Source organism: Pseudomonas fluorescens, assembly GCF_902497855.1.
In the GTDB taxonomy this organism is placed as follows: domain Bacteria; phylum Pseudomonadota; class Gammaproteobacteria; order Pseudomonadales; family Pseudomonadaceae; genus Aquipseudomonas; species Aquipseudomonas fluorescens_BI.
Genome location: NZ_CABVHU010000001.1, coordinates 536,085 through 548,941, shown reverse-complemented (window position 1 = coordinate 548,941; position 12,857 = coordinate 536,085). Strand labels below are relative to the sequence as shown.

The window sequence follows — 12,857 nt, the reverse complement described above, 5'->3', positions numbered from 1 at the left end:
ATGCCCGATGCCCCGGCCGACCTCATTCTGTACAACGGACGCCTGCACACCGTCGATCGCAAGAAGCCCCAGGCCAGTGCCGTCGCGATCAAGGATGGCCGCTTCGTGGTGGTCGGCAGCGATGCCCAGGCCATGGCCCTGCAAGGTCCCGGCACGCAAATCGTCGACCTGCACGGGCGCACGGTGATTCCCGGCCTCAACGACTCGCACCTGCACCTGATCCGCGGCGGCTTGAACTACAACCTCGAACTGCGCTGGGAAGGTGTGCCGTCACTGGTCGATGCGCTGCGCATGCTCAAGGACCAGGCGGACCGCACGCCGACACCGCAATGGGTGCGCGTGGTGGGTGGCTGGAACGAATTCCAGTTCGCCGAAAAGCGCCTGCCGACCATCGATGAATTGAACAAGGCCGCACCGGATACCCCGGTGTTCGTGCTGCACCTCTACGACCGCGCCCTGCTCAACCGCGCCGCCTTGAAAGTAGTGGGTTACACCCGCAACACACCGAATCCGCCAGGCGGTGAAATCCAGCGCGACGCCAATGGCGATCCGACCGGCATGTTGATCGCCCGCCCCAACGCGATGATTCTCTACTCGACCCTGGCCAAGGGGCCGAAGCTGCCGCTGGAATACCAGGTCAACTCGACTCGCCAGTTCATGCGCGAGCTCAATCGCCTCGGCGTCACCAGCGCCATCGATGCCGGCGGCGGTTATCAGAATTACCCCGACGACTACCAGGTCATCCAGCAACTGGCCAAAGACCGGCAGCTCACGGTGCGCATCGCCTACAACCTGTTCACCCAGAAACCCAAGGAAGAGCTGACCGACTTCAAGAACTGGACCGGCACCTCCCGCTACGGCCAGGGCGATGACTTCCTGCGCCACAACGGCGCCGGGGAAATGTTGGTGTTCTCGGCGGCGGACTTCGAAGACTTCCTCGAACCCCGCCCCGACCTGCCACAGACCATGGAGCAGGAACTGGAACCGGTGGTGCGGCACCTGGTGGAACAGCGCTGGCCGTTCCGCCTGCACGCCACGTACAACGAATCCATCAGCCGCATGCTCGACGTGTTCGAGAAGGTCAATCGCGACATCCCGTTCGACGGACTGCCATGGTTTTTCGATCATGCCGAAACCATCACCCCGCAGAACATTGAACGCGTCAAAGCCTTGGGTGGCGGCATTGCCATCCAGGATCGCATGGCGTTCCAAGGTGAATATTTCGTCGAGCGCTACGGCGCCAAGGCCGCCGAGCACACGCCACCCATCGCGCGCATGCTCGCCGAAGGCATTCCGGTTGGCGCCGGTACGGACGCTACGCGGGTGTCCAGCTACAACCCCTGGACTTCGCTCTATTGGCTGGTCAGCGGTCGCACCGTCGGCGGGCTGGAGCTGTACCCGCAAGGCTTGAGCCGCGATACCGCACTGGAACTCTTCACCCATGGCAGCGCCTGGTTCTCCTCCGAGCAGGGCAAGAAAGGCCAGATCAAGGTCGGGCAACTGGCGGACCTGATCGCGCTGTCGGCGGACTATTTCCACATCGAAGACGAAGCCGTGAAGTGGATCGAGTCGGTGCTGACCATTGTCGACGGCAAGATTGTCTACGGCAGCGTCGAGTTCGAAAAACTCGGGCCGCCGCCGGTGCCTGTGGTGCCCGAGTGGTCGCCGGTGGTTAACGTGCCGGGCCACTGGAAACCGCTGGCGCCGCTGACGGCGCAGGTTCACCAATGCGTGGGGGCTTGTGCGGTGCATGCCCATCGTCATGAACGGGCGCGGTTGTCGTCAGCGCCTGTCAGCGATTTCGCCGGGTTCTGGGGGGCGTTTGGTTGTTCGTGTTTTGCGTTTTGAATGCAGGTGAATCTGACGCACCGCGTGGCGCCGTTCGCCAAGCCGGCTCCTACAGAGGTCTTCGGTGAACTCGAAATGGATGGACGACACCGATCCCGTGTAGGAGCCGGCTTGCCGGCGAAGACGGCGGTACATTCAGCAGAGGCATTGGCTGACAGACCGCTTTCGCCAGCAAGCCGGCTCCTACAGGGTCGGGTTGATCGTTAAGCCTTGCAGGAGCTGCGCCTGCACTTACAATGCCCGCACCTCCCGCAACGGCCTGCCCATGGACATCGAACTCGCCCGCACCTTTCTGGAAATCGTCCGCCACGGCAGCCTTGCCGCGGCAGCCGAAAAGCTTCACGTCACCCAGACCGCGATTACCGCGCGCGTGCAGAAGCTCGAGAGCCAGTTGGGCAGCACGCTGTTCGTGCGCAACCGCGCGGGCGCTCGCCTGACCGCGAACGGCGAGGCCTTCGTGGTCTATGCCAATCAGCTGGTAGAGACCTGGGAGGCCGCCCGTCGGGACCTGCCATTGCCCGAGGGTTACCACGACGTGCTGCACATCGGTGGCGAAGTCAGTCTGTGCAACCCGCTGATGCTCAGCTGGGCCGGTGAACTGCGGGAGAAGATTCCCGGCCATGCCCTGCGCATGGAAATCCGCGACGGCGAAAACCTGCTGCGCCAACTGGAACTGGGGGTCCTGGATGCGGCGCTGGTCTACCAGCCCGAGTATTGGCCACGCCTGCAAGTCGAGCAGGTCCTGGAAGAAAAACTGGTCCTGGTACGACTGATCGCAAGACCCGATCCCTATGTGTACATCGACTGGGGCCCGGACTTCCGTCGCCAGCACGATGCCGCGCTGCCGGAAAAGGCCCGGGCCGCCTTGAGCTTCAACCTCGGCCCACTGGGCTTGCAGTACATCCTGGAAAACGGTGGCAGCGGCTATTTCCGTACCCGGGTAGTCCAGAGTTACCTGGAAAGCGGCGTGCTGGAAAAAGTGCCAAAAGCCCCGGAATTCAGTTACCCGACCTATCTGGTCTACTCCCGCGACCGCGACTCGGCGACCCTGCAGCGCGCCTTCGATCTGTTGCGCGAGGTTATCCAGTCCGACGATGACTGGTCGCAACGCTGGAACCCGCTGGGCTGAGTCCCGATTGCACCGGAGCATGGCGCTTGTGGCCTCAAGGTTTGCCCTGCCAAAACCGCGATATCGGCTAATCTGCTGGTTATTTATAACAATAACCCCAGGTGAAAGCAGTGAGGCAAACCACCGCGGCATTTCGCAGCCAATATCGTGCCAGGATCCATCGACTCTATAATCCGTGGCTGCATGGCGCCTTTGTGCTGCTGTTCGGATTATTCGCCATCGCCGGGTTCTGGAGCACCCTGCATCAGGTACAGCCGTTGGAGTGGCTGGCGGTGCCGCTGACCTTAGTGTTCTTCAGTTTTGGCGTGTACCTGGTACATCGCCACCTCGGTCACCACAAAAAAAGCTTCGCGCGGATATTCTATGCCCGACATGCCGGCGACCATCACAGTTTCTTTACCCCCAACCACATGACCTGCGACAGAGCCTGCGACTGGCGGGTGATTCTGTTTCCGGCCTGGCTGATCGTAGTGCACACGGTCGTCATCGCCCTGCCCCTCTGGTGGCTGCTCTCACAAGTCGATGCCAACGTCGGCGGGTTGTCCGCAGGTTGCCTGGTCCTCGGTTACCTGATCTACGAAGTGTTCCATGCCTGCGAACACCTGCCCCCGGGCAATCCGGTCACCCGCCTGCCGTGGATCCGCCAGATGCGCCGCCTGCATGAACTGCATCACCGCCGCGAATTGATGCAGGGGTGCAATTTCAACATCGTTTTCCCATTGATGGACTACCTGTTCGGCACCCTTTATTGGGAACCGGAGCCAATATCCCTGCCCTCGACGAGAATCCCCATGACCCGCATGCAGCATCAGATCGATATTGCCGCCAATCCGATTGCCGTGCTCGCCTATGCCAGCACCGTGACCCGTTGGCCGCAATGGCACCCCTCCTCCCTCAAGATCGATGGCCCGGCCGGGCCGTTGCATGCCGGGTCACGGTTCGAGGAAGACATTCGAGCGGGCGGACGCGAGGGGCATTTGCGCTGGGTGGTGGAGGAGTATTTGCCGGGACGTCGCTGGAGCGCTTGGGCGCGGGGCGATAACGGTCTGTCGCTGGTCGTGACGTACGAGTGCGTGGCCGAGGGTGACGGCACGCGGTTCGTGCGCACCCTGGAATATCAATTCAGCGGCCTGGGGATGCGCATTGCCAATCGCCTGCTGCTCAAGCGACGCATCGATCGCGAGTCCGCCGCATCGTTGCAGGCCTTGCGGGAAATGGCGCTCAAACACCTGGCCTCGACAGGCGTCGCCGCGTGAGTGCAACCTTCAAGTTTCGCCATGTCGTGTTGCTGCTGATCCTTGCCGTCGGCGCCTTTCTGCTGCTGATGCCGACCAAGGTCGAACCCGTAGCATGGACACCGCCGCCGGCACCTTCAATGACCAGCGGACTGTATGCCGACAATCAACGCCTCAAAGGTGTGGAGCCGGTCGGTGCGGCTGACATCGACGGGCCGGAAGCCTTGCTGCTGGAGGATGACGTGCTCATCACCGGCCTGCATGACGGCCGTTTGATAAGCACCAGCCTCGACGGCAAAATGTCCAGAATCCTGGCCGATACCGGCGGCCGGCCGTTGGGTCTGGCCCGCCACCCCAACGGCTTGCTGGTGATCGCCGACGGCGTCAAGGGCTTGCTGTCCCTGGACGCCCAGGGACGCTTGATTGCCTTGACCACCGCGGCCAATGGCGTGCCCTTTGGCTTCACCGACGACGTGGCCATCGACAAGTCCGGGCATTACGCCTACTTCAGTGATGCTTCCAGCCGCTTCGGTTATGGCCGGGACGGCGAGGCGATCATCGAGCACGGTGGCGACGGCCGTTTGCTGCGTTATGACTTCCAGACCGGCAACACCGTTGTGCTGATGGACAAGTTGGAGTTTGCCAACGGCGTGACCCTGGGACCGGACGAACGCTATGTGCTGGTCAACGAAACCGGTGCCTATCGCATCAGTCGTTACTGGCTGAGCGGGCCGAAGGCCGGCACCCGTGACCTGTTCATCGACAACTTGCCGGGCTTGCCGGACAACCTGGCGTTCAATGGCCGGGATCGTTTCTGGGTAGCACTGTACGCGCCGCGCAATGCCCTGCTCGATGCCATGGCGGCGCATCCTTTCGCACGCAAGATGATCGTACGAGCGATGACCCTGTTGCCCAAGCCAGTGGAGAAACGTGCGTTTGTGCTGGGCCTGGATGTGGAAGGCAAGGTGATTGCCAATCTGCAGGATGGGAGCAGCGGCAACTACTCGCCGATCACCACGGTTCGAGAGTATGGGGAGTGGTTGTATTTCGGGTCGTTGAAAGCCAGGCACATGGCGCGGTTGCCGCTGCGCACAGCGTTGCAGTGACACTTTGGGAGCGGGATGGGGTAGTAGCCACCCTGCTCTTCGCTGGGGGACTTTTATTTACTGGAAACAGGGGGATCAGTCATTGGGGCACCTCGCATGAGCCGTCGATTCGGACTCTGATGATTCGAGGTGCCGGTATTTATCACCCTTCCAATTTTTCAGTCGCCAGTCGTCGGTGGCGGGTATGGAGGATCAGGACGACGCCTGAAGTCGTTCGACGATCTTGTTCTTGACCTCCACACGCTTCGCCTTGAGCTTCTTCAAAGCCTCATCGGTGGGTGCGTCCGATTGGGCGGACTCGGCCTTCACTACCTCGGCGTCCGCCTGGGAATACTTGTTGATCAGTGAATCCAGTAACGGATCCTTGGTGCGTTTTTGCTGGATCTCTTCCTTTGAACATTTCAGGTCCTGATAAAGGTCATGGGTCACCGGCATGGAACACCTCCGTTTGTTGATCGGTGGCAAACGCGATTGATTGCGTTCACCAACTATCAGAATGGCCTTGGTTGACCGGTTCTGTCGACCGCCTATCAGACCAGCGGTGTCCGTTCGTCGTCCTGTCGAAAAAGCGATAAAACCTTTGGCCGTCCGTCGTTCTCCATTGCTTAACGATCATTCGATCGCCCATGAAAACCTGTGTGGAGAATAACCAATGGACGGATTTACCCTGCGCCACCTCACCTTGGCCGTTGCCTTGAGCACCAGCATGGGCATGGCCTTTGCTGCCACCTCCAATGATTTCGTCGACAGCGCGGCCGCGGGCGGCATCGCCGAGATCGAAACCAGCCGGCTGGCATTGGAAAAAAGCAAATCGGCCGACATCAAGGAATTTGCCAACATGATGATCACCGATCATTCCAAGGCGAACGATGAATTGGCGACACTGGCGAAAAAACATGACATCGAGGTGCCGGACACCACGACCCTGGTGAAACAGGCCAAGGAAAAAATCCTCGACATGCGCGATGAATCCTTCGATGCAGCCTATGCCAACAATCAAGTCAAGGCGCACGAAGACACCATCGAGCTGTTCAAGAAAGAAGCCAACACAGTGACGGACGACAAAGTCAAAGGCGCAACGGAGCTGAAGGCGTTTGCGCAAAAAATGCTGCCGGCGCTGGAGAAGCATCTGGACATGGCCAAAAAACTGCAGGCGGCTCATCCAGACAAATAACGCCATATGTATGTAGGAGCGAGCTTGCTCGCGATGGATTCAAGAGCGACGCGTTTAGTCAGAAAACACGCGCTATCGTTAACGACCATCGCGAGCAAGCTTGCTCCTACAGTTCACGGCGTTACATCCATGGATGGGGTCTTTTTTCCAGTGCTCGCTTCGATCTAACCGCCATCAGTATCAATATCGGCATCGGTATCATCACTGGGCTTCGGCCGGTCCGGATTCGGTTTGAAACCGGGGCTGAATTCATTGTCGTTATCGGTATGGCGGTTCTTCTGGTCGACCGCCTGGTCGGCACTTTCCGGTTTAGCGGTCTGCCCCTGGTGTTGCCCACCCGGCTCGACCGGCGTCTGCGGGTCAATCGCCGGATCATTCCGGTTGACCGGTGCCCCCGTTTGATCCTGCTCCTGTGTCATCGCGTCGTCTTTCATAAGTACCTCGTTTGTCACTGCAAGTGCGGTTTAAACAGCGGCCCTTTAGTTTCGAGGCTTTCCTGCCAGCAACGTTCCATCGGATGGATCACCGCACCGTGTACCGATGGATTTCGGTCAACGCCAACCCCTGTAGGAGCCGGCTTGCCGGCGAAGGCGTCTGCATGAGCGCTGCAAGGCTCAAGGCCGCCTTCGCTGGCAAGCCAGCTCCTACACGATTACCTGCGTACAGCTAAATTGTGGTCAACGCCAACCCCTGTAGGAGGAGCCGGCTTGCCGGCGAAGGCGTCTGCATGAGCACTGCAAGGCTCGAGGCCGCCTTCACCCAGCCAGCCTTGCACCCAGATGCAGCCAATCGCAAAAACCTGTCAGAATCGAAAACTATTGCGTACGGCAAATGTCACTGATCTGTGCCGATCAATATTTGGAGAATCGGCAACACTTTCCAAGGAGTCAAAGTCCCATGGCGGCACTGCAAACCAGCACACTCGATGCGATGAAAACGAACCGGACCCACCTGCTTGGGGAATGGTCGAAAAACCTCGAAACCAGCGGCGCCACCCGCAACCTCAAAGAACAGGACCTGAAACAGGAAACATCGGACTTCCTGCACTTGATCATTGCCGGCCTCGAACGCGGCAACGACCAGAACGTCACGTCCTCCGGCTGGGACGATATTCGCCAGTTCCTCGAAAAACTCTCCCACAGCCGTGCCCTGCTCGGCCAGGACTCGCACCAGACCGCCAGTTTCATCTTTGCCCTCAAGGGCCCGATGTTTGCGCTGCTGCAAAACCATTACCAGGACAGTCCTGCGCTGCTGGCCGAGCAGCTCTGGGAGGTGTCCGAACTGCTCGACGCCCTGGGCATGCACACTATCCGCACGTTCCAGAAGTCCCGCGAGGCGGTGATCAAGCGCCAGCAGGAAGAGCTGCTGGAATTGTCGACTCCGGTGGTCAAGCTCTGGGACGGCGTGCTGGCGCTGCCGATGATCGGCACCCTCGACTCGCAACGTACCCAGGTGGTGATGGAATCGCTGTTGCAACGGATCGTCGATACCGGCTCGGAAATCGCCATCATCGACATCACCGGCGTGCCGACCGTCGACACCCTGGTGGCCCAACACCTGCTCAAGACCGTCACCGCGATTCGCCTGATGGGCGCCGATTGCATCATCAGCGGCGTACGGCCGCAGATCGCCCAGACCATCGTGCACCTGGGGCTGGACCTGCAAGGCGTGGTCACCAAGGCCAACCTGGCCGACGCCCTGAAACTGGCCCTGACCCGTTTGGGAATCACTGTCAGCAAGGCGGACTGAGCCGATGGAGCGCATTCCGATCTTGCAAATGGGCGACTTCCTGCTGGTGACCATCCAGGTCGACATGCATGACCAGTTGGCCCTGACCCTTCAGGACGACCTGTCCGAACGCATCAGCCGGACCTCGGCCCGCGGCGTGCTGATCGATATCTCGGCGCTGGACATGGTTGACTCGTTCATCGGCCGAATGATCGGCACCATCTCCGGGCTGTCGAAAATCATGGATGCCCAGACCGTGCTGGTCGGCATGCAGCCGGCGGTGGCCATTACCCTGGTCGAGCTCGGCCTGACCCTCCCCGGCGTCAGCACGGCGCTGAACGTCGAGCGCGGGATGAAACTGCTGCAGGCACGGGTACGCGAACAATGACCGTGCGCAGCAGCGGCACTCATCCGATTCATATCGAGCAGGACGTGGTGCTCGCCCGGCAACTGGCGCGCAAGCTCGCCCAGGAGTGCGGCATGCGCCTGATCGACCTGACCAAGCTGGTGACCGCCGTCAGCGAGCTGGCGCGCAACACCATGGTCTATGGCGGCGGTGGCGACATGGACTGGCAAATTCTCGACGAGAACTCCCGCTGCGGCCTGCGCCTGACCTTTCGTGACGAAGGCCCGGGCATTGCCGATATCAAACTGGCGATGACCGACGGCTGGACCTCCGGCAGCGGCCTGGGACTGGGCCTGACAGGTGCCAAGCGCCTGGTGGAAGAATTCGAACTGCACACCACGCCCGGCAAAGGCACTCGCATAACGATCGCACGATGGACGTGAACATGGGAGGGTCAATGACCCAGGTGCTGCCGATCGAAGACAGCAGCCAGATCGGTCACGCACGACGCACCGCGCAGCAACTGGCGGAAAAACACGGCTTTGACGCCACCGATGCCGGACGTGCGGCACTGGTGGCCACCGAGCTTGCCAGCAATATTCTCAAGCATGCCACCCGGGGCGAACTGCACCTGAGGGTCCTGCCGCGAGCGTCAGGAGCCGGGATCGAGATACTCGCCGTCGATCGCGCCCAGGGCTTCGATCTGCACGCGTGCCTGACCGACGGCTTTTCCACCGGTGGCACCCAGGGCATCGGTCTTGGGGCGGTGTCGCGCCAGGCCGAAGTGTTCGATGTCTATGCCGACGCCCGAGGCGCCGTGCTGCTGGCGCGGTTGTATCCGCGCAGCGACAAGGCGCCGGACCGACGAATCGGTATCAGCCAGCATGCGTTGCACCACGACCCCGCCTGTGGCGATGTCTGGCACCTGGCATTTGACGGTGCCCGCATCAGCGCCCTGGTGATCGACGGCCTCGGTCACGGCGAAGAAGCCGAGCGCGCCGCCCGCGCCGGCGAGCGCGCATTCGCCCTGTCGCCGTTCGCGTCGCCGCTGTTGCTGCTCGAAGACATCCACCGCGCCATGATTGGCACCCGCGGCGGTGCCTTGGCGATTGCCCAGTTCGACGGCAACGGCAATGCCCTGCGATTCGTCGGTATCGGCAACATCGGCGGCAACCTGGTCGCACCGGACAAATCCCGCGGCCTGGCCTCCCACCCCGGCATCGTCGGCGGCCAGTATCGAAAGGCCCAACCCTTTGACTATGCTCAGGTGAACGGTCAGCTATTGATCCTGTACAGCGACGGCCTGCAGTCCCGTTGGAACCTGCAGGATTACCCCGGCCTGGTGCACCGCCATCCGGCCGTGATTGCCGCCATCCTGCACCGCGACTTCTGTCGTGGACGGGACGATGTGACGGTATTGGTCATTGCTCTGGAGGCAACCCATGGCTGAGACACCCATGAGTCAGCTTGACGAACAAGCCGCACTGATCGCTCAACTGCAGGGTGAAGCCAACGCCTTGCGCGAGGAACTGGATGAAACCAACCAGGGTGTGCTGGCGTTGTACGCCGAACTGGACACCCAGGCCGAACAGTTGCGCCAGGCCTCGGACCTCAAAAGCCGATTCCTGTCGTACATGAGCCATGAGTTCCGCACGCCACTGGGCTCGATCCTGAGCATCACCGGTCTGCTGAGCGACGAACTCGACGGCCCCCTGAGCCCCGAGCAACACAAGCAAGTGGCCTTCGTCAGCGTCGCTGCCCGCGAACTGAGCGACATGGTCGACGACTTGCTGGACCTGGCCAAGATCGAAGCCGGGCGCATCACCATTTCCCCGGCCTGGTTCGACATGCTGGACCTGTTCGCCGCCCTGCGTGGCATGTTCCGGCCCATTGTCGACGCCAGTGCGGTGGACCTGATATTCGAAGAACCGGTGGGTTTGCCAAGGCTCTACACCGATGACAAGAAGCTCGGGCAAATCCTGCGCAACTTCATTGCCAATTCATTGAAGTTCACCACCCGCGGCGAAGTCCGCGTCTCGGCCCGGCTGGAGGGCAGCGACCGCGTGCGCTTTGCCGTCAGCGACACCGGAATAGGTATCGCCCCGGCGCTACATGGCGCATTGTTCGAAGACTTCTCTCAGGTCGACTCACCCTTGCAAAAACGCCTTCGCGGAACCGGGCTCGGACTGTCGCTGTGCAAACGCTTCGCGGCGTTGCTGGGTGGCGAGGTCGGGGTTCAGAGTACGCCGGGCAAGGGCTCGACCTTTTTCGTGATCATCCCGCTGGCCATCGCCATGGAGCCCGCCGATGAAACGTGACATCCGCTTGCTGATCGTCGACGACAATGTCGCGACCCGCTACGCCCTGCGCCGGCGCCTGGAACGCCACGGCTATGAAGTGCTGGAAGCCGGCACCGGCGGCGAAGGCCTGGAGCTGATCGACAGCGTCAACATCGACGCCTTGATCCTCGACGTCAATCTGCCGGACATGAGCGGGTTCGACATCGTGCGCAAACTGCGCGCCGAGGCGGCTACCGCCCTGCTGCCGGTGATTCACGTGTCGGCGGCCTCGATCCAGACCGGCGACATCATCACCGGACTGGACGCCGGTGCCGATGCCTACCTGATTCACCCGGTGGACCCGGATGTGCTGCTGGCCACCCTGCGCACCTTGCTGCGCGTGCGGGAAACCGAAAACGCCCTGCGTGACAGCGAGGCGCGGTTCAGGGAAATCTTTGTCAACGTGTCGGCACCCATCGCCGTGCTGGACGCCGAGCTGAAAATTCACGAATGCAACCATGCCTTCGCGCAGATGATCCAGGACAACCGCAATCCGGACGCCCTGCGCGAGTGCTTTGCCGAAGACCAGGACGCGATCATCGACGAACTGCGCCTGCGCCTGGCCTATGGCGAGCGCTGGAAAGGCACCCTGAGCATGCGGGTCCAAGGCGAAGTGCGCGACACCGAGTGGCAGATTTCGCCCTACCGCACACCGGAATTGAGCCTGGTGTTCGTCGAAGATGTCACCGAACACCGACACCGCGAACGCTCACACCTGGCCCGGCTGGACGACGCCACCACCCAATTGGCCAAGGAAGTCGCCGAACGTGCACGCACCGAAGCCCAGCTGCTGCAAGTGCAGAAGATGGATGCGTTGGGCAAGCTGACTGGCGGCATCGCCCATGACTTCAACAACTTGCTCACCGGCATCATCACCAGCCTGGAGCTGATCCAGAAGCGGGTCGCCGCCTCGCGCACCGACAAGGTTCAGTTCTACGCCGAAGCGGCCTTGAATTCGGCCATGAGCGCCGCCTCCCTGACTCATCGCCTGCTCGCCTTCGCGCGCCAGCAACCCCTCGACACCCGCCCCGTGAACATCAACGAGCACGTGCGATCGCTCGAGGAACTGTTGGTGCGTACCATCGGCGAGCGCATCGCCCTGAAACTGGAATTGACCACCAAGCCCGCGATCGCCCTGGTCGACCCGATCCAGCTGGAAAGCGCCGTACTCAACCTGGTGATCAACGCCCGCGATGCGTTGCCCCAGGGCGGCAATGTATGGATCAGTACCTATGCCGCCTATTCTCACGGCGATCCCAATCTGGCCGACGGTGCGTATGTGGCCCTGGCGGTACGCGATGACGGCACCGGTATCGACCACAGTGTGATCGGCAAGGTGTTCGATCCGTTCTTCACCACTAAGCCGCTGGGTCAGGGCACCGGCCTCGGGTTGTCGACCATCTACGGTTTCGCCCGGCAATCGGGCGGCGATGCGCACATCCGCAGCGTGGCCCGGCGCGGCACCGAAGTCACCATCATGTTGCCCGCCAGTGCCGACCTCCTGGCCAGCGGAAACCAGCCGTCCAGCGTGGATCCGCAGGGTTGCGGTGAACATGTGCTGATTGTCGAGGACATGCCATCGGTGCGGATGTTCGTCGCCGAAGTGCTGGTGGATGCCGGCTACCGCTGCACGCAAGTGGGCGACATCGAAGGCGCTCTGGAGCGGTTGCAGAACGACGAGTCCATCGATCTGCTGCTGACCGACGTCGGCCTGCCGCGCATGAGCGGTCGCGAACTGGCCGATGTGGCGCGGGGCTGGCGGCAAAAGCTGCCCATCCTGTTCATGACCGGTTATGCCGAAACCGCGATCAACCGTCAGGTGTTTCTGGGTGAAGGCATGGAGATGCTGGTCAAGCCGTTCCAGATCAATGAGCTGCTGGACAAGGTTCGGCGCACTTTGGACGGCGCCTGATAGACCATTCGCGAGCAGGCTCGCTCCCACACTGGATTTG

General features: G+C 61.4%; 13 protein-coding genes. 11 read left to right on the top strand and 2 right to left on the bottom strand.

What is annotated here, in order from left to right; translation table 11 throughout:
* The 4 genes from F8N96_RS02625 to F8N96_RS02610 all read left to right on the top strand — a co-directional run bounded on the left by F8N96_RS02625 (window position 1) and on the right by F8N96_RS02610 (window position 5,318).
* Window positions 1-1,848: an amidohydrolase gene (locus F8N96_RS02625; RefSeq protein WP_150796861.1), complete on the top strand. Its 1,848-nt coding sequence runs from the start codon at window positions 1-3 to the stop codon at window positions 1,846-1,848.
* Between the two features lie 265 nt (window positions 1,849-2,113).
* A complete protein-coding gene (locus tag F8N96_RS02620; protein ID WP_150796440.1) occupies window positions 2,114-2,977 on the top strand; it encodes a LysR family transcriptional regulator in 864 nt (287 codons plus the stop codon).
* A gap of 110 nt (window positions 2,978-3,087) precedes the next feature.
* The gene (locus tag F8N96_RS02615; RefSeq protein ID WP_150796439.1) at window positions 3,088-4,233 is read left to right on the top strand and encodes an SRPBCC family protein; all 1,146 of its coding nucleotides are present in this window, start codon (window positions 3,088-3,090) and stop codon (window positions 4,231-4,233) included.
* 68 nt (window positions 4,234-4,301) lie between these two features.
* Entirely contained in the window at window positions 4,302-5,318 is a 1,017-nt protein-coding gene (locus F8N96_RS02610) for an SMP-30/gluconolactonase/LRE family protein (protein WP_150796860.1), read from the top strand.
* Between the two features lie 192 nt (window positions 5,319-5,510).
* Here the strand turns inward: F8N96_RS02610 and F8N96_RS02605 are convergent, their stop codons facing one another.
* Window positions 5,511-5,753: a DUF465 domain-containing protein gene (locus tag F8N96_RS02605; RefSeq protein ID WP_150796438.1), complete on the bottom strand. Its 243-nt coding sequence runs from the start codon at window positions 5,751-5,753 to the stop codon at window positions 5,511-5,513.
* A gap of 217 nt (window positions 5,754-5,970) precedes the next feature.
* On the opposite strand from F8N96_RS02605, the gene F8N96_RS02600 reads away from it, so the two are divergent.
* Window positions 5,971-6,492 (top strand): DUF4142 domain-containing protein, encoded by a 522-nt coding sequence (locus tag F8N96_RS02600; RefSeq protein WP_150796437.1) that lies wholly within the window; start codon window positions 5,971-5,973, stop codon window positions 6,490-6,492.
* A 164-nt stretch (window positions 6,493-6,656) separates the two neighbouring features.
* Here F8N96_RS02600 and F8N96_RS02595 read toward each other — a convergent pair whose 3' ends face one another.
* Complete coding sequence (locus F8N96_RS02595) at window positions 6,657-6,926, bottom strand: hypothetical protein (protein ID WP_150796436.1); 270 nt, start codon at window positions 6,924-6,926, stop codon at window positions 6,657-6,659.
* A 463-nt stretch (window positions 6,927-7,389) separates the two neighbouring features.
* Between F8N96_RS02595 and F8N96_RS02590 the strand changes: the two genes are divergently transcribed.
* Genes F8N96_RS02590 through F8N96_RS02565 form a run of 6 tightly spaced genes read left to right on the top strand, consistent with a single transcriptional unit; the run spans window position 7,390 to window position 12,817 of the window.
* Window positions 7,390-8,241, top strand: a complete 852-nt coding sequence (locus F8N96_RS02590) for an STAS domain-containing protein (protein ID WP_150796435.1) — start codon at window positions 7,390-7,392, stop codon at window positions 8,239-8,241.
* A gap of 4 nt (window positions 8,242-8,245) precedes the next feature.
* The gene (locus F8N96_RS02585; protein ID WP_059405963.1) at window positions 8,246-8,608 is read left to right on the top strand and encodes an STAS domain-containing protein; all 363 of its coding nucleotides are present in this window, start codon (window positions 8,246-8,248) and stop codon (window positions 8,606-8,608) included.
* A complete protein-coding gene (locus F8N96_RS02580) occupies window positions 8,605-9,009 on the top strand; it encodes an anti-sigma regulatory factor (protein WP_150796434.1) in 405 nt (134 codons plus the stop codon). The genes F8N96_RS02585 and F8N96_RS02580 overlap by 4 nt, the downstream gene beginning before the upstream one ends.
* Window positions 9,000-10,016: an ATP-binding protein gene (locus F8N96_RS02575; RefSeq protein ID WP_412071797.1), complete on the top strand. Its 1,017-nt coding sequence runs from the start codon at window positions 9,000-9,002 to the stop codon at window positions 10,014-10,016. Before F8N96_RS02580 ends, F8N96_RS02575 begins: the two co-directional genes overlap by 10 nt.
* A complete protein-coding gene (locus F8N96_RS02570; protein ID WP_150796433.1) occupies window positions 10,009-10,884 on the top strand; it encodes a sensor histidine kinase in 876 nt (291 codons plus the stop codon). Before F8N96_RS02575 ends, F8N96_RS02570 begins: the two co-directional genes overlap by 8 nt.
* Complete coding sequence (locus F8N96_RS02565) at window positions 10,874-12,817, top strand: response regulator (RefSeq protein ID WP_150796432.1); 1,944 nt, start codon at window positions 10,874-10,876, stop codon at window positions 12,815-12,817. Before F8N96_RS02570 ends, F8N96_RS02565 begins: the two co-directional genes overlap by 11 nt.
* Window positions 12,818-12,857 lie beyond the last annotated feature (40 nt).